The sequence below is a fragment of the Brevibacterium marinum genome (assembly GCF_011927955.1).
Classification (GTDB): domain Bacteria; phylum Actinomycetota; class Actinomycetes; order Actinomycetales; family Brevibacteriaceae; genus Brevibacterium; species Brevibacterium marinum.
On sequence record NZ_JAATJN010000001.1, the window covers coordinates 1,835,485 to 1,851,679 of the forward strand.

Here is a 16,195-nt window from a genome sequence, read left to right on the forward strand (position 1 = left end):
GGATTCCCATGCCCCACAACTCAGCACCCGATAATCCGGCACCTGATCGTCCCGAGAGCTCCGCGCCTGATCAGGCCGAGATGACTCCGCCCTACGGGGGCGGCCCCAGCCGGCCTGCTGCTGCCGATGCGAATGCAACTGCGGCACCGCTTCGGCGAGTGCGGACCCTGGATCTCATCAAAGCCAAGGCCGAGGGCCGCCGCTGGGCGATGCTGACCAGCTATGACCAGTACACGGCGGCACTGTTCGAGCAGGCCGGGGTCGAGGCGCTGCTCATCGGCGACTCCGCGGCGAACAACGTCTATGGGCACGAGACCACGCTGCCCGTCACCGTCGACGAGCTCATTCCCCTGGCACGCGCCGTCTCGAGCGCGACCTCCCGGGCACTCATCGTCGCGGACCTCCCCTTCGGCAGCTATGAGATCTCCGATGAGCAAGCGGTCGCGACGGCCGTGCGCTTCATGAAGGAGGCCGGCGTCCATGCGGTCAAGCTCGAAGGGGGAGTCGGGGTGGCCTCCCGGATCAAGGCGATCACGAACGCCGGGATACCGGTCATGGCCCACATCGGGTTCACACCCCAGGCCGAGCACAACCTCGGCGGGTACAAGGTCCAGGGTCGCGGGGTAGCCGGTGATGGCCTCTTGGCCGATGCCCGTGCCGTCGCCGAGGCGGGGGCGTTCTCCGTGGTCATGGAGATGGTTCCGGGCCGGCTGGCCGCGCAGGTCACGGCTGAGATGACGATCCCGACAGTCGGCATCGGCGCCGGTGCCGACTGCGACGCCCAGGTGCTCGTGTGGCAGGACATGGCGGGCCTGCGCACGGGGAAGGCTCCGCGGTTCGTCAAACGGTATGCCGATCTGGCCTCGGTGCTCTCCGAAGCCGTGGGCCGATACGTCGATGAGGTCAAGAACGGCGACTTCCCCGAACCGGAGAGGAGCTTCGACTGATGGAGGTCGGCGGGATCCAGGCCCTGCGTGCCTGGCGGAAGAAGCAGACCGGAACGGTGTCGCTCGTGCCGACGATGGGTGCCCTGCACTCGGGCCACCAGGCGCTCATGGGCCGAGCCAGGGATTCCGGCGATTCGGTCGTGACCAGCATCTTCGTCAACCCGCTGCAATTCGGTGCCGATGAGGACTTCATGAAGTACCCGCGACCCTTCGAAGCCGACCTGGAAGTGTGCGAGGCGGCGGACGTGGACTTCGTCTTCGCTCCTGCGCTGGGGGAGATGTATCCGGCCGCCCCCGAAGTGACGGTGTCCTCGGGGCGGATGGGCTCGGTGTTCGAAGGTGCTGCCAGGCCCGGCCACTTCGACGGAGTCCTGACGGTGGTGGCCAAGCTCTTCACCCTCACCGCACCCACCTCGGCGGTCTTCGGCCTCAAGGACATCCAGCAGTTCTGCCTGGTCAGGAGGATGATCGAGGACCTCAATTTCGACATCGAACTGATCGGGCTGCCGGTGGTCCGTGACGAGGACGGCCTGGCGATGTCGAGCCGCAACGAATACCTGGCACCTGGCGATCGCGTCGCCGCGCTGGCGATTCCGCGCGCCTTGGACGCCGCTGCCCGGGCGGCAGATGGAGGCATGCCTGCCGACGTCGAAGCGGCGGCGAGGCAGGTGCTCGACGTCGCGGTTGAGCGAGAGGACCTCGACCTCGGGTACATCGGCATCGTCGACGCGGCGACCTTCCAGCCGTGCGCGCAGAACTTCTCGGGGCACGCCCTGCTGCTCGTCTCGGCAACCGTCGGAGGGACCCATCTCATCGATAATCTGCCACTCGAATTCCACCGCTGAGCGTGAACGAATCGTGCCATTCCCTGTGAGCGAATTCGACCAACCCCGTGTGAACGGATTCGGATAATCCGCGTGAATTCTCTAATCCCGGGTCGTTCGGGAAGACCGTTCGATGCGGAAGACTTCTGATTCTCACCGGTTGAGAAAGCCGGGCCCGCCTGTGTTTGATATCGAATTGTGATCTGAATATGTATGAATTGTTAAGGCACTGAAATACAGCTGTGGACGTGTTCGAAGAGACAGCCCGATTTGTGTCATCGGTCGCGGTCGACAGCACGCAAACCCTTGTCCTGAGTGTGCTTGGTGAATAGACTCCAAATCAGCAATCGAAATCAGTCGAGTGTTTATTCGCCGGATCCGAAGGAGATGACGGAAATGCAAAGCTTGGACTTATGGTCGGTCCTCACGAAAGTGGGACTGGCGATCGTCATACTTATCGTCACATGGATACTTGCCGCAATCGTCAAATGGGCGATCGGCAAATTGGTGACGAAGATACCGGCATTGCAACGAGATGGCAGCGATGGCCGCCAGATCGGAAAATCGATCGGGCAGATCGGCGGACTGATCATTTGGCTGTTCGGCCTCGTCGCCGTTCTGCAGCTGTTCAACCTCGACCAGGTGCTCACGCCGCTGCAGGGGCTGCTCGGCGGAATCTTCGGGTTCCTACCCAACCTCATCGGCGCGGCATTCATCTTCTTCATCGGCTTCGTCTTCGCGAAGATCGCCAAACAGCTCGTCCAGACGGCGCTCAACGCCGTCGACCTGACGAAGCTGACGTCGAAGTTCCGCTCGCTGGGCGACCGCGCCACCGGCGTCGCCGACTCGGCCACCGGAACGGCCCCGCAGCAGAACAACATCAATGCACAGCAGGCCGCCTACGGTCAGTCCCAGCAGGGTCAGCCAGGTCCGGGGCAGCCAGGTCACCCGGGTGAGCCGGGGCAGCAGCCCCAGCCGGGTCCGCAGAACCCGAACGCCGAGGCGAACGCGAAGATCTCGTCGCTCGCCGGCAACCTCGTCTTCGGAATCATCATCATCGTCGTGGCGATCGCGGCGCTGCAGGTGCTGGGCATCGCGGCCATCTCGCAGCCCGCACAGCAGATGCTCGAGATGTTCCTCGCCGCGATTCCGGCCATCATCGCGGCCGGAATCCTGCTGGCCATCGGCATGGTCATCGCAAAGTTCCTCGGCAACCTGCTTGAAGAGGTCCTGCGCGGGGTCGGCACGGACCGTGCGATCAGTTCGCTCGGCATCGTTCCCGAGGGCACCAGCGCCTCGAACGTGATCACCAGGATCGTGCAGGTCGCGATCATGATCTTCTTCGCGATCATGGCGACTCGCATGCTCGGATTCCCCGAGATCACGAACATCCTCAATGAGATCCTCGACCTCGGCGGCAGCGTCCTCTTCGGCGCCGCCATCATCGCCGCGGGCTTCCTCATTGCGGCGCTCATCGGCAAGTTCATCACGAACTCGGTGGCGAGCAAGGTGCTGCGGTACTCGGCCATCGCGCTCTTCATCGCAATGGGCCTGCGGTACATGGGCCTGGCCGATTCCATCATCAACCTGGCATTCGGTGCCGTCGTCATCGGCGGAGCGGCCGCCGCCGCACTCGCGTTCGGCCTGGGTGGTCGCGATGCTGCGGCCAAGATGCTGGACAGGGTCGAAGACAAGGTTGAAGATGCCGTCGACGATGATCCAGCTGCTGCCGGTGCAGAACGCCACGGAGACACCACTGCCGGCGGTGCCGGCAACAGCGGCATCGGCACCGGCGGCACCGGGGCAGGTGGCAGCGATCCTCTCGGCGGACCCGGCGGGAATGGTCCGGTTCCACCATTGAGCTGACGGCAGAGCAAATTCGCAGCCAGGCGTTCTGAGCAGACAGTTCTCAACGCCGATCGTGCGGGTCGGGGAAACACCCCCCGACCCGCACGTTTTCTCGTGAGAGCCTTCCGTGCCCCTACGCCGGGATGGCGATGACGGCGATGCCCATGACCACGAGAATCGCGGCGGAGACGGCTTCGATGTAGAAGTCAGTGCTCCTCCTCTGCAGAGCGGCCGCGGCCATTCCGGCGATGAGAGCGAGAAGGACCTGGTAGGCCAGCATCAGCCCGATCACGACGGAAATCAGCAGCAGATAGTCGACGCCCGCAGCAGAGGCCGGCACCAGGGTCGGCATCACGGCGAGGAAGAACAGACCCGCCTTCGGGTTGCTCAATGAGGAGAACAGGCCCCGGCGATACGAGACGACCGACCGCAGCTGACCCCACGACGCCTTCGCCCCGGAACCGACCGCTTCGGAACCTGAGGCAGCCTCGGCGTCTGCACCCGCTTGCTCACGGCCAACGAGGTCATCGGTGGCCGCGGCGATCTCGCTCACCTGACCGCGCGGAGGATCCCCGCGCAGTTCGGAGCGGATGATCAGGGCCTGCCGCGCTGCCAGCGCGCCGAGCAGACACAGGTAGAGTCCGCCCACGATCTTGAGGATGAGCAGTGCCGAGGGGAAGGTCGTGAGCAGCGCTGAGATGCCTGTCAGGGCTGCGATCATCCAGATCGTCATGCCTGTGGCGGAGCCCAGCGAATAGATCAGCCCGGCCTTGCGGCGCAGGGCCGAGAGACGGACGGTGAGGATCGTCTCCGGGCCCGGAGTGACGGCGAGGACGGTCGCGGCGCCGGCGATGGCGACGAGCTCGGGTCCGGTCATGGTGCTCCTTCGAGGACAGCGACCAGGCGGTCGGCCCGGTCAGCGGTGGATGCGACGTTGCACGATGCCGACCCGACACAAGACGCGCGAATCCACATGAGACGCGCCCGCCGGGCTCTGTGACCAGTCTGCCGCACGTGAGGCCGATAGAACACATCGGGAAAAGCAACCATTTGTTAACAACAATTCGGAAATGCCGAATGATCGTCGACTACGCTGTGAGCATGTGGGATCTCAACCGACTGCGGATCTGGCGAGCCGTCGTGGCGACCGGGTCCGTCGTCGACGCAGCCAGGAGCCTCAACTACACATCGGCCACGGTCAGTCAGCACATCACCACGCTGCAGAAGGCCGTCGGCGTCCCTCTATACCGCAGATCCGGACGCGGCATCGAGGTCACCGATCTGGGCAAGCGCTTGGCCGAGGAATCCGCTGAGGTCTTCACCGGCCTGGGCCGGCTCGACACGCTCGTCGAGAGTTTCCGCACCGTGAACAGGCCCCGCATGCGCATCGCGGCATTCACCTCCTTCAACGCTGGTCTGCTGCCGGGAGTCATCGAGTCCGTCGCCCGCGACCACCCCGACCTGCGCTTCGACATCCAACTCAATGAGCCGGCCAAGGTCCGCCGCAGCCACTGCACGATCGAGATCCGCAGCGAAGTCCCGCAGGACGACGAGGTCCACCTGCCCGGAATGACGCGCACGGTGCTCTTCGACGACGACTACCGGGCCGTGGTCTCGGACAGGCACCGATTCGCGAGACTCGAATCCGTCCCCTTCAAGGACCTCGAGGATCAGCGGTGGGTCGACTACGATCTGTGGGCCGGTCCGACGAGCAGGGTCGTCGACCTCGCCTGTGCCGCCGCCGGATTCGAACCGCGGACCTTCGCCGCCTCGGAGGACGAGTTCGCCGCGCTGGCCCTGGTCGCGTCGAATCTCGCCATCACCGTCCTGCCCCGCCTGTCGACGGCGCAGCTGCGCACGGGCCTGACCGCCGTCGGGCTCACCGATCCCGTCCCCGTGCGCCGAATCGTCATGCATGTGCGTGAACGTGAGGTTCACCTGCCGCACGTGCGGTCCTTCGTCACCGCCGCCGAGGCGGTCGTGGCCGATTATCTGTCCCGCTGAGCGACCGTGTCGACCGCCGGAGCCGGAATCCTCTGCCAGGGGAGACGCACCGTTTCTCATAGTGAGCTGAGTCCTTGGCGTCAGGGCGGTGGGATAGGCTGTCCGGGTGAGTTCTGAAATCGAAATCGGCAAAGGCAAACGCGGTCGTCGCGGCTATTCCCTCGACGACATCGCCGTCATCCCTGCTCGGCGCACCAGGGATCCGGAGGATGTGTCCCTGGAATGGCAGATCGACGCCTACCAGTTCGACCTGCCGTTCATCGGTGCCCCCATGGACTCGGCCATGTCGCCCGAGACCGTGATCGCTCTGGGCAAGCACGGCGGCCTCGGGGTGCTCGACCTCGAGGGACTCTGGACCCGCTACGAGGATCCCACCCCTCATCTGGCCGAAATCGCCCAGCTGCCCGCCGAGATGGCGACGTCACGGATGCAGGAGCTCTACTCCGCCCCCATTCAGGCCGAACTCATCACAGCCAGGCTCGAGCAGATCCGTGAAGCAGGAGTCACCGTCGCCGGCGCCCTGACCCCGCAGCGGACGCAGCAGTTCTACAAAACCGTCGTCGATGCCGGGGTCGACATCTTCGTCATCCGCGGCACCACGGTCTCCGCCGAGCACGTGTCCTCCCACACGGAGCCGCTGAACCTCAAGCAGTTCATCTACGAACTCGACGTGCCCGTCATCGTCGGCGGCGCCGCCACCTACACCGCGGCCCTGCACCTCATGCGCACCGGGGCCGCCGGTGTCCTCGTCGGCTTCGGCGGAGGAGCGGCCGCGACCACGCGCCGGACCTTGGGCCTCCATGCTCCGATGGCGACCGCCATCGCCGACGTCCATGCCGCCCGGCGCGACTACATGGACGAATCCGGGGGCCGCTACGTCCACGTCATCGCCGATGGCGGACTGGGCACCAGCGGTGACATCGTCAAGGCCTTCGGGGTCGGTGCCGACGCCGTCATGCTCGGCACCGCACTGGCCCGATCGACCGAGGCACCGGGACGCGGAATGCACTGGGGCGCCGACGCGCACCACCCCGAGCTGCCCCGCGGACATCGCGTCGAGCTGGGCACCGTCGGCGGCCTCGAACAGGTTCTGTTCGGACCCGGACGCACCGCGATCGGCGAACTCAACCTCGCCGGTGCTCTGCGTCGTGCCCTGGCGACGACCGGCTATGTCGACCTCAAGGAATTCCAGCGCGTCGACGTCACCGTCTCGCCCTATCAGCCTGGATCGGTGGTTTGATCTGTTCCGTCTGGCTCTGACCCCCAAATGGTTGGGGTCCCTGCTGCTCGTGCTCGTCCTGGTCACCTGCTTCGTCGGGCTCTCGGCCTGGCAGGTCGACCGTGCCCAGCACAAGAACGACGCCGTCGAATCGGCCGATGTCGAAGAGGTGGAGCCCTTCAACGAGGTCATGGAAGCCCAGGCACCCATGCCGGGCATACTCGCCGACCAGCGGGTGAGCCTCTCGGGCCACTGGCTCCCGGACGCCCAGGTCGTCGTCCCCGGACGAGTCCTCGATGGCGACAAGGGCTTCTGGGTCGTGACGATGTTCGCTCCGGACGACGCTCGCCTCGGCGCTCCGGCCGGCGCCGACGCCGATGACAAGACCATCGCGATCCCGGTACTGCGCGGCTTCACCACGGACGAAGCGACCGCCATGAACTCCCGCGCCGCCGAGGGGCCGGTTGAGATGACGGCGCAGATCGGTCCCGTAGAGGGCCCGAAGCCCGGCAACTCGCTGCCCGATGGCCAGGTGCGCACCGTCTCGACCTCACAGCTGATCAACCTGTTCCCCGATCTGCTCACCTACTCCGGATTCCTCATTCCCGAATCGGCGACGGGAGCCGCCTCCTCCATCGCCACCGACGGGCTGGACTACGTGCCGCCGACGATGACGCGGGAGGAGGGCGGATTCGACCTGCAGTCGGCCGGGTACGCGATCGAATGGCTGATCTTCGCCTTCATGGCCCTGTACATGTGGTGGCAGCTGCTGCGAGACGACTTCATGCGCCGCAGACTCGGAGATGACTCCGATTCTCAGGATCCTGCAAACCCCGTCGAGTATGTTGTCGTCAAGTCGGCGGGCCAGTCCTCGATCGATCCCGAGGTGATGTCGGGACTGACCGGACTGCCCGCTCACAGACACGGAGCGAAGAAGCCGCGCGCCCGCCGTGGCAGACTCGGCAAGGCCACCACCGACGCCGAGCCTGGCACCGCCGACACCGAGACCGCCACCACCGATGCCGAGCCCGACGCCACCGACGCCGAGCCCGACGCTGTCACAAGCGACGACGGCACCGATTCGACCAATACCACCCCGACCGGAGGAAACTGAGCGTGAGCCACGATCCCGAGTCCTTGGACTCCCGCCCCGACTACGACGAAAGCAATGTGTGGAGCGTCAAGCGCTTCACCTCGGCGCGCAACGCCCTGAAGTTCTACCGTGTGATGGCCATCATCACGGGAACGATGCTGCTCATCCTCACCGCCGAAATGATCTACAAGTACCTCATCGCCGCCGACGCCGAAACTGCACTGAACTTCGGCGGGTTCAACCTGGCGGCCGCGATCGCGATCTGCCACGGTTGGTGCTACGTGGTCTACCTCATCGGCTGCTTCTGGCTCAATCAGCAGATGCGCTGGACGCTGGGGCGCTACATCGTGCTGGCCCTGGCCGGCGTGGTCCCGGTGATGTCGTTCATCCTCGAACGCCGGATCCACCGCCAGGTCGAAGCCGAGCTGGACGCGGCCGTCGTGGTCGCACCCAAGAGCTGAGCACCCGCCCTCACCTGAGGTTGGGCCCTGAGTGCCCGATGTTTAGAATTGGGTCATGACGCAAACCCAGAGCACACAGGTGCCTCCTGTCCTCGTGGTCGATTTCGGCGCGCAGTACGCGCAGCTCATCGCCCGACGGATCCGGGAGGCGGGACTGTATTCCGAGATCATCGCCCACGACGCACCGGCCGCGGAGTTCGCGGCCAAGAACCCGCTCGCCATCGTGCTCTCGGGCGGGCCCTCGAGCGTCAATGACGAGGCGGCTCCCGGATTCGACACCGCTGTCTTCGATCTCGGCGTACCGACCATGGGCATCTGCTACGGGTTCCAGCTCATGGCGACGACGCTCGGCGGACGCGTGGCCAAGACAGACAAGCGCGAATACGGCTCGACCCCTGTCACGATCTCGAGCACCGGATCGCTCCTGGCCGAGACCCCGAACAGCTACACGGTGTGGATGTCCCACGCAGACTCCGTCGCCGAGGCCCCCGCTGACTTCGACGTGCTCGCCACCACCTCCGACACTCCGGTCGCGGCCTTCGAATGCGCGGCACGGAGGTTCGCCGGCGTCCAGTGGCACCCCGAGGTCCTCCATTCCGAGTACGGTCAGCAGATCCTCGAGAACTTCCTCTTCAACGTCGCCGGCCTTACCGCCGACTGGACGAACGCCTCGGTCATCGACGAACAGATCGACCTGATCCGCGAGAGCGTCGGCTCGAAGAACGTCATCTGCGCCCTGTCCGGAGGCGTCGACTCCTCTGTGGCCGCGGCCCTGGTCCACAAGGCCATCGGCGACCAGCTCACCTGCGTGTTCGTCGATCATGGCCTCCTGCGTGAGAATGAACGCGAACAGGTCGAGACGGACTACGTCAATTCGATCGGGGTCCGATTGGTCACCATCGATGCACGTGAGCGCTTCCTGTCCGAACTCTCCGGCGTCACCGACCCCGAGCTCAAGCGCAAGATCATCGGCCGCGAGTTCATCCGCACCTTCGAGACCGCCGCCACCGACCTCGTGCTCGAAGCCAAGGATGAGGGCGCCGAGATCGGATTCCTCGTCCAAGGCACCCTCTATCCCGACGTCGTCGAATCCGGTGGGGGATCGGGCACCGCCAACATCAAGAGTCACCACAATGTGGGCGGACTGCCCGATGACATCACCTTCGAACTCATCGAACCCCTGCGTGCTCTGTTCAAGGACGAGGTCCGCGCCATCGGCCGCGAACTCGGAGTCCCCGAGGCCATCGTCTCCCGTCAGCCGTTCCCCGGCCCCGGGCTGGGCATCCGCATCATCGGCGAAGTCACGGAGGGCCGTCTGTCGGTCCTGCGCCGGGCCGACGCCATCGCCCGCGAGGAGCTGACCAAGGCCGGCCTCGACGGTGAGATCTGGCAGTGTCCGGTCGTCTTGTTGGCCGACGTCCGCTCTGTCGGAGTCCAGGGCGACGGACGAACCTACGGCCACCCGGTCGTGCTGCGCCCGGTCTCGAGCGAAGATGCGATGACCGCCGATTGGACCCGCGTTCCCTATGACGTGCTCTCCGTGATTTCGAACCGCATCACGAATGAGGTCGATGAGATCAACCGGGTCGTCCTCGACGTCACCTCCAAGCCTCCGGGCACCATCGAATGGGAATGATTCCGGCCCCCGACTACACTTCCTGAACAGTGTTCAGTTAGGGTGGGTGATGCCCGAGCGCGACTCGGGTGCACCCGACCATCGGAGAACTCATGTCACACGCGCACACCGGCAGCACCGCCTCGGCGGGGGTCTCCCGGACGAACTCGGCGGGCAGGGCCGGCGACATCGCCCTCATCGCGGTCTTCGCCGCTCTGCTCGCGGCATTCGCGATCATGCCGCCGATCCCGGTGGGGCCGGCCGGTGTGCCGATCACCCTGCAGACCTTCGCCATCGCCCTCTGCGGGCTGGTGCTGGGACCGTGGCGCGGCGGCGCGGCCGTCCTCCTCTACGTCGTCCTCGGACTGCTGGGACTTCCGATCTTCTCCGGCATGAGCGGCGGCATCGGTGTGCTCGCCGGTCCCAGTGCCGGCTACATCATGTCCTTCACGCTCTACGCACTGGCCACTGGATTCGTCGCTCGCTGGGCGATTCGCCGCTTCCGCGGTTCGAAGCTGTGGATCGCCCTGTTCGTCGGGGCGCTGGGCTCGAGCCTGCTGCTCAACCATCCGCTGGGCATCCTCGGCATGTCGATCAACGCTCACCTCCCGCTTGGTGTGGCCGCCGTCGCCGACCTCGCCTACTGGCCCGGCGACATCGTCAAGAACGTCCTCGCGGTGTCCGTCGCCCTCCTCATCCACCGGGCATTCCCCGATGTCCTCCGCCGCCGAGGTGTCCCGACGCCGGCACCGCCCGCGCAGTCCACGGGGCCCGGGGCACGGTCCGCGGGCTCCCGGGCGCGGTCCACGGGTGCCGGGGTACGGTCCGCGGCGGCCGACGGCACCGATTCTGAGGGCCCAGCCGAAGACGCTGCGCCTCCTGAGGACACTGCGGCACAATGATCGTCGGACGACAGCCGGGCGGGGGTGCCGCGGGAGAGCGGGCGCAGGAGATCAGCTTCTCCGAGGTCTGCGTCGGGGCCCTCGACGACACTCCGACGGGAGATGTCTACCGCCCGATACTCACCGATGTGAACCTCACGATGACCGAGTCGATGACCACGATCATCGGCGCCAACGGTTCGGGGAAGTCGACGCTGCTGCAGCTGTTCAACGGACTGGTCACGGCCGATTCCGGGCGGGTGCTCATCGACGGTCTCGACCCTCTCGAGCAGGGGAAGCAGGTCCGATCGCGTGTGGGATTCGTCTTCACCGACCCTGCGGCGCAGCTGGTGATGCCGACTCCTCTCGAAGACATCGAACTCTCCCTGCGCAAACGCGTACCCAAGTCCCAGCGCCGTGACACCGCCCTGTCCGTGCTCGACGAGCTGGGCATTGCGGATCTGGCCGATCGCAGCGTGTACGAACTCTCCGGCGGACAGCGTCAGCTCGTGGCTCTGGCCGCGGTGCTGGCCGTCGACCCGCAGATCCTCGTCCTCGACGAACCGACGACGCTGCTCGACCTGCGCAACAAGGAGAAGCTGCGGACGGTCCTCGCCGATCTCGTCGCCCGTCGCGGTGTGCGCGTGATCTTCTCCACCCACGACCTCGACTTCGCCGGGCTGGCCGACCGGGCCCTCGTCGTCGACTCCGGACGTGTCGTCCACGATGCGAATCCCGCCGAGGCGACCCGGGCGTACCGTGAGCTGATCATGAGCGACTCGACATGAGCGTTCTCTGATGGGCCGCCGAACACGGACCGGCATCCGACCCCGACCGCAGCTGTTCGGCAAGGTCGCCCACACGCCCGGGTGGCTGCACAGGACACCACCGGGTCTCAAGCTCGCCGTCATCGCCCTGATCGGCATCGTGGCACTCATCTTCCGCGACCCGGTCATCAATTGGTCGATGTTCGCGGTCCTGATCGTCCTCGGCTTCACCGCCAGACTGCGACTGCACCACTTCCTCAAGACGTGGATCTACGCCGCGGTGCTCATCCTCATCGTCGTGGCCATGCAGTACTTCTTCGGATCCCTGCGCGCGGGCCTCACCGTCGGCGGTACCGTCTTCGCCTGTGTGCAGGCCGCGATGCTGCTGACACTGACGACGACCGTGGCGCAGCTGCTCGACACCTTCACCGTCATCGTCTCACCGCTGCGCTTCCTCGGAGTCGATCCGGACACGATCGCCCTGACCGCGAGCCTTATGGTTCGCGCCATCTCCCACATCTCCGGGTTATTGGGGGAGGCCGATCGCGCCGCCCGAGCCCGCGGCCTCGATTCGAGCATCAAGGCCAGGGTCGTCCCCGCGATCCTCCGCTCGGTGAAGTATGCCCAGGACACCGGCCGCGCACTCGACGCCCGCGGAATCGTGGACTGAGCAGTCTCGGCGGACGGCGGTGACTTCGGTCCGGCCTGAGGTTCGTCCACTGAGCAAATCTAGTCGACCGTTCAGGCAAAGCGTATCCTCGGCGGTGAAGACGCCGATCACCTGAACCGCCCGCGTCACACAGATCTGCGAAGGAGACACAATGACTGCACACCGCCGTCCCGTCCTGCTCGCCATGGACTTCCAGAACGGCATCGCCGGGGACGAAGCCTTCACCACGACCGGTGTCCTCGAGCGCGCCCGCGATGCCGTCGCAGCCGCGAGGCAGAAGGACATTCCCGTCATCTGGGTGCGGGTGGCACTTCGAGAAGGCCAGCCCGAACTCGCAGAGACCGCATCGTTCGCCCAGATCGCGGCGCATGGTGATCTCGATGAGGCCCATGCCTCGACGAGCATCCACGACATACTCGGACGCCTTGGGGGTGAGCCGATCGTGACGAAGCGTCGCATCAGCGCCTTCACCGGCAGCGACCTCGAAGTCCTCCTGCGCGGTTACGGGGCCGACACGCTCATCCTGGCCGGCGTCGCCACCAGCGGAGTGGTCCTCTCGACCGTGCGAGAGGCCGCCGATCTCGACTTCCGTCTGACCGTGCTCTCCGATGCCTGCGCCGACCGTGACGAAGAGGTCCACCGCGTCCTCACGCAGAAGGTGTTCCCCAAACAGGCCACGGTCCTCACCGTCGCCGACTGGACCGCTCAGGCCTGACCGTCGGCGAAAGCCGACCGCAGCCTCGAGAGACGATGCCCGGGCCTCGGCTCTCGACGCTCGGCTCGGCTCTCGACGCTGACCGGTGCACACGGCGCTGAACTGTGCGCGGCGGGTGGGTGTTTCAGCCGGCCTGGACGGTGAAGCCGCGGCCGAGGACCTGCGGGTGCGGGTTCTCGATCGCCCGCGAATAGTGGCCGATGAGCTGTGAGCACACGCTCCTCCAGCTGCGGCGCAGCACCTGCTCACGTCCGGCGATTCCGAACGCACGACGCTTCGCCTCATCGCCGAGGAGGTCGCTGACGTGTCCGCGCATCGCCGCCAGATCCTTGGGCGTGTAGAGCCACCCGGTGTGGGAAGAGTCGACGAGGTCGAGCGGACCGCCTCGGGCAGGAGCGATGACGGGCACCTCCGAGGCCATGGCTTCCTGGATCGTCTGGCAGAAGGTTTCGAGCTCACCCGGGGCCACCATGACATCGAAGCTCGCCACCGCCTGAGCCAGGGCATCGCCGCCGAGGTACCCGGCGAAGTGCGCGTGGGGCAGGCTCCGTTCGAGCTTGGCCCGCCAGGGACCGTCGCCGACGATGACGAGCTGCGCGCCGGGCACCTCGTCCAGGGCGGCGAGGTCCTCCACCTGCTTCTCTGCGGCCAGTCTGCCGACATAACCGATGATCTTCTCGCCATTCGGTGCCACCGACCGTTGCCAGGCCTCGGAGCGGTGACTCGGGTCGAAGCGGGAGGAATCGACACCACGGGCCCAGAGATCCACCTCGGCGACTCCGAGGGCCGAGAGCTGCTCGAGCGTGTAGCTCGACGGGGCCAGGGTCAGGGACGCGTGCTGGTGGATGTTGCGCACATGTGACCACAGCATCGCCTCGATGCCGTGCATCCCGTAGCGGGCGGCGTAGGCGGGGACCTCGGTCTGATAGATCGCGACCGTCGGCAGGTCGAGGCTCTGCGCGGCGAGGACTCCGCGCCAGCCGAGAACGAAGGGGCTGGCGAGATGGACGACATCGGGGGCGAAGGTCTCCAACAGCCGTTTGATGCGACTGACCCCGCCGGGGGCGACGCGAACCCTGCGGTACTTCGGCAAGGCGATCGAGGGAACACGGACGATGCGGGCACCGGCGATCTCCTTGGGGCCGTCCCGTCGAGTGCCCGGGGCGATGATGAGCACCTCGTCGCCGCGGTCGGCCAGATGGTCGAGGACGCGCAGGAGTGAGTGGGTGACCCCATTCATATTGGGGAGGAAGGACTCTGCAATGATCGCTACTCTCACAGAACTCAGTTCACGCCCTCGGGGTGAAGCACGGGCGACATCGAGGCGACTCTCCGGCGACGAATGGCCGAAATCGCCCGACACCGCCCCGGCCGCCATGAACTCGCCGACTGCACCCCCGACACCGCCGCGACTGTGGCGACGAAGAGCCGCCCCGTTCGCGACGAGTCTGAACCCTGCGTAAACTTGAGAAGCGAGAAAACGTGCAGGCGACGGTCGGGCGATTGAGAGGGGAACGCGAATGCTCTGGTTCATTCTCGGGGCGTGCGCGCTCGCTGTTGTCGTCATCCTCGCCCTCGTCATGACGTTTTTGCGCTTCAATCAGCTGTCGATGGCCCGTTCGCTCTGCGACGAGGCAAAACGTCAGCTGATCATTGCGCTTCGCGCCCGACATGCCCTCGTCCCCTCGTACATCGGGACTCTGCAGCAGATCACCACGAGCGATCTCGGCCCCGTCGAACTCGCCCTGGCCTCGGCCGAGCGCGCCCCGTTCGGCCCTCGCGGCGCGGCGGCCGAGAGCGCGCTGACCCGTGCCGTCGACGATGCGGCTCAGATCCCCAGCTCGGTCGGCGACAGAGCCGTGGCTGGGGACTCGACGCCGGTGATGCAGACGAGTCCCCGTGAAGAGCTCGACACCACGGTCGAACTCCTGCACGGCCAACTGACCGTGCTGACCGACCGCATCGTGTCGGGAGCCCGCATCTACAACACGAACGTCGAGCGTTACCACCGGCAGCGGGAGCTCCTTCTGTCCCGGCTGTTTCAGAATGTGTTCAAGGCCCGCGAGCCCTTCTCCCGGATGGAGGCGCAGAGCCCGTCCGAACCCGCGAACCCGTCCGAACCCCCTAGCCCCTCGGACCCGGCCGGATCATGACCCGGTTCCGCATCGACCTCGGCTACCGCGGAACGGACTTCCACGGCTGGGCGAAGCAGCCCGGGCTGCGCACCGTGCAGTCGACTCTCGAAGCGGGTCTGACCCGCATCACCGGCGCCGAGGTGACCACGGTCGTCGCCGGGCGCACCGACGCCGGAGTCCACGCCCGACGGCAGGTCGTCCACATCGATCTGCCCACCACCGGCATCGAGAAGCTCATCGGACAGTCCTCCCGATCCGCCGAGGCGGCACTGCTGTCGCGACTGCGTGGAGTTCTCACGGCCGATGACGCCGATGACCTCGTCATCCATTCCGTGTCCGAGGTCCCCGGGGCCTTCGACGCCCGATTCTCCGCATTGTGGCGCAGCTACCGGTACAGGCTCGCCGACCACAGATCCTTCATCGACCCGCTGCTGACCCCGGTCACACCGCGACACAAGGGCGAACTCGACGCCGAGGCGATGGCCGTGGCCGCTCGTGAAGTCCGGGGCCTCCACGACTTCCTCCCGTTCTGCAAACCACGAGAGGGTGCAACGACCATCCGCACCCTCTACGAACTCGAGGTCGTCCGTGACCAGGAGGCCGTGATCGTAATCGACCTGCGCGCCGACGCGTTCTGCCACCACATGGTCCGCGCGCTGGTGGGCGGCCTGATCAAGGTCGGTTCGGGATCCTGGCCGGTGACCCGTCCCGCGGAGCTCATCGCCGAGGCGGACGCCGGCATCGACCCCGATGCTCCGATGTTCGTCACGCCCGCACATGGACTCGTCCTCACCGAGGTGGGCTTTCCCGACCCCGAGTTCTATGCCGCCCGAGCGGAGCAGACGATGGCGCGCCGCTCTCGCGAATAGTCGCTGGGCGAACTCGGGATCGGCCCTGGCCGTCGGGCCGTTTGTCGTCTTTTTGAGAGAATCCCCCTTTTCATATGTGAGAGTCCTGTGTACATTCACATGTAGGTAGCTCATCGTTCGCTTCGGCACTGCAGGATGAACGTGCTT

16 protein-coding genes are annotated in these 16,195 nt (G+C 66.1%); 14 read left to right on the forward strand and 2 right to left on the reverse strand.

All coding sequences use genetic code 11. The annotated features are described in order from the left end of the window. The first annotated feature begins 8 nt into the window (after positions 1-8). The 3 genes from panB to BKA07_RS08055 all read left to right on the forward strand — a co-directional run bounded on the left by panB (position 9) and on the right by BKA07_RS08055 (position 3,637). Positions 9-947, forward strand: coding sequence for a 3-methyl-2-oxobutanoate hydroxymethyltransferase (gene panB / locus BKA07_RS08045; protein WP_209043907.1), 939 nt, complete (start codon positions 9-11; stop codon positions 945-947). After that, positions 947-1,792, forward strand: coding sequence for a pantoate--beta-alanine ligase (gene panC / locus BKA07_RS08050; protein WP_167950449.1), 846 nt, complete (start codon positions 947-949; stop codon positions 1,790-1,792). Before panB ends, panC begins: the two co-directional genes overlap by 1 nt. Before the next feature lie 375 nt (positions 1,793-2,167). Next, entirely contained in the window at positions 2,168-3,637 is a 1,470-nt protein-coding gene (locus BKA07_RS08055; protein WP_167950450.1) for a mechanosensitive ion channel, read from the forward strand. A 115-nt stretch (positions 3,638-3,752) separates the two neighbouring features. Here BKA07_RS08055 and BKA07_RS08060 read toward each other — a convergent pair whose 3' ends face one another. Further along, a complete protein-coding gene (locus BKA07_RS08060; protein ID WP_167950451.1) occupies positions 3,753-4,496 on the reverse strand; it encodes a LysE family translocator in 744 nt (247 codons plus the stop codon). Positions 4,497-4,696: 200 nt separating this feature from the next. On the opposite strand from BKA07_RS08060, the gene BKA07_RS08065 reads away from it, so the two are divergent. The 9 genes from BKA07_RS08065 to BKA07_RS08105 all read left to right on the forward strand — a co-directional run bounded on the left by BKA07_RS08065 (position 4,697) and on the right by BKA07_RS08105 (position 13,044). Continuing rightward, a complete protein-coding gene (locus BKA07_RS08065; RefSeq protein WP_245161885.1) occupies positions 4,697-5,623 on the forward strand; it encodes a LysR family transcriptional regulator in 927 nt (308 codons plus the stop codon). A gap of 106 nt (positions 5,624-5,729) precedes the next feature. Further along, the gene (locus BKA07_RS08070; RefSeq protein ID WP_167950452.1) at positions 5,730-6,863 is read left to right on the forward strand and encodes a GuaB3 family IMP dehydrogenase-related protein; all 1,134 of its coding nucleotides are present in this window, start codon (positions 5,730-5,732) and stop codon (positions 6,861-6,863) included. A gap of 31 nt (positions 6,864-6,894) precedes the next feature. Next, positions 6,895-7,956 (forward strand): SURF1 family protein, encoded by a 1,062-nt coding sequence (locus BKA07_RS08075; protein WP_245161886.1) that lies wholly within the window; start codon positions 6,895-6,897, stop codon positions 7,954-7,956. 2 nt (positions 7,957-7,958) lie between these two features. Further along, positions 7,959-8,396 carry a DUF3817 domain-containing protein gene (locus BKA07_RS08080; RefSeq protein WP_167950453.1) on the forward strand — a complete coding sequence of 146 codons (438 nt, stop codon included), beginning with the start codon at positions 7,959-7,961 and terminating at the stop codon, positions 8,394-8,396. Positions 8,397-8,451: 55 nt separating this feature from the next. Beyond that, positions 8,452-10,032, forward strand: coding sequence for a glutamine-hydrolyzing GMP synthase (guaA, locus tag BKA07_RS08085; protein WP_167950454.1), 1,581 nt, complete (start codon positions 8,452-8,454; stop codon positions 10,030-10,032). 92 nt (positions 10,033-10,124) lie between these two features. Continuing rightward, complete coding sequence (locus BKA07_RS08090) at positions 10,125-10,913, forward strand: biotin transporter BioY (RefSeq protein ID WP_245161887.1); 789 nt, start codon at positions 10,125-10,127, stop codon at positions 10,911-10,913. Next, the gene (locus tag BKA07_RS08095) at positions 10,910-11,680 is read left to right on the forward strand and encodes an energy-coupling factor ABC transporter ATP-binding protein (RefSeq protein WP_167950455.1); all 771 of its coding nucleotides are present in this window, start codon (positions 10,910-10,912) and stop codon (positions 11,678-11,680) included. The genes BKA07_RS08090 and BKA07_RS08095 overlap by 4 nt, the downstream gene beginning before the upstream one ends. A 10-nt stretch (positions 11,681-11,690) precedes the next feature. Then, positions 11,691-12,329, forward strand: a complete 639-nt coding sequence (locus tag BKA07_RS08100; protein ID WP_245161888.1) for an energy-coupling factor transporter transmembrane component T family protein — start codon at positions 11,691-11,693, stop codon at positions 12,327-12,329. 151 nt (positions 12,330-12,480) lie between these two features. Then, positions 12,481-13,044 (forward strand): cysteine hydrolase family protein, encoded by a 564-nt coding sequence (locus BKA07_RS08105; protein WP_167950456.1) that lies wholly within the window; start codon positions 12,481-12,483, stop codon positions 13,042-13,044. Between the two features lie 124 nt (positions 13,045-13,168). On the opposite strand, the gene BKA07_RS08110 is transcribed toward BKA07_RS08105, so the two are convergent. After that, positions 13,169-14,323, reverse strand: coding sequence for a glycosyltransferase family 4 protein (locus tag BKA07_RS08110; protein WP_342449015.1), 1,155 nt, complete (start codon positions 14,321-14,323; stop codon positions 13,169-13,171). A 241-nt stretch (positions 14,324-14,564) separates the two neighbouring features. Between BKA07_RS08110 and BKA07_RS08115 the strand changes: the two genes are divergently transcribed. Together BKA07_RS08115 and truA are read left to right on the forward strand one after the other, a co-directional pair. Beyond that, a complete protein-coding gene (locus tag BKA07_RS08115) occupies positions 14,565-15,197 on the forward strand; it encodes a LemA family protein (RefSeq protein WP_209043908.1) in 633 nt (210 codons plus the stop codon). Next, complete coding sequence (truA, locus tag BKA07_RS08120; protein ID WP_167950457.1) at positions 15,194-16,048, forward strand: tRNA pseudouridine(38-40) synthase TruA; 855 nt, start codon at positions 15,194-15,196, stop codon at positions 16,046-16,048. The genes BKA07_RS08115 and truA overlap by 4 nt, the downstream gene beginning before the upstream one ends. Positions 16,049-16,195: the final 147 nt, after the last annotated feature.

Bases quoted from the DNA above. Each gene is read 5' to 3' on its own strand.
- BKA07_RS08095 (WP_167950455.1), top strand. From the start codon at position 10,910: ATGATCGTCGGACGACAGCCGGGCGGGGGTGCCGCGGGAGAGCGGGCG.
- BKA07_RS08115 (WP_209043908.1), top strand. From the start codon at position 14,565: ATGCTCTGGTTCATTCTCGGGGCGTGCGCGCTCGCTGTTGTCGTCATC.
- BKA07_RS08090 (WP_245161887.1), top strand. From the start codon at position 10,125: ATGTCACACGCGCACACCGGCAGCACCGCCTCGGCGGGGGTCTCCCGG.
- BKA07_RS08055 (WP_167950450.1), top strand. From the start codon at position 2,168: ATGCAAAGCTTGGACTTATGGTCGGTCCTCACGAAAGTGGGACTGGCG.
- BKA07_RS08100 (WP_245161888.1), top strand. From the start codon at position 11,691: ATGGGCCGCCGAACACGGACCGGCATCCGACCCCGACCGCAGCTGTTC.
- truA (WP_167950457.1), top strand. From the start codon at position 15,194: ATGACCCGGTTCCGCATCGACCTCGGCTACCGCGGAACGGACTTCCAC.
- panB (WP_209043907.1), top strand. From the start codon at position 9: ATGCCCCACAACTCAGCACCCGATAATCCGGCACCTGATCGTCCCGAG.
- panC (WP_167950449.1), top strand. From the start codon at position 947: ATGGAGGTCGGCGGGATCCAGGCCCTGCGTGCCTGGCGGAAGAAGCAG.
- BKA07_RS08105 (WP_167950456.1), top strand. From the start codon at position 12,481: ATGACTGCACACCGCCGTCCCGTCCTGCTCGCCATGGACTTCCAGAAC.
- guaA (WP_167950454.1), top strand. From the start codon at position 8,452: ATGACGCAAACCCAGAGCACACAGGTGCCTCCTGTCCTCGTGGTCGAT.
- BKA07_RS08065 (WP_245161885.1), top strand. From the start codon at position 4,697: ATGATCGTCGACTACGCTGTGAGCATGTGGGATCTCAACCGACTGCGG.
- BKA07_RS08060 (WP_167950451.1), bottom strand. From the start codon at position 4,496: ATGACCGGACCCGAGCTCGTCGCCATCGCCGGCGCCGCGACCGTCCTC.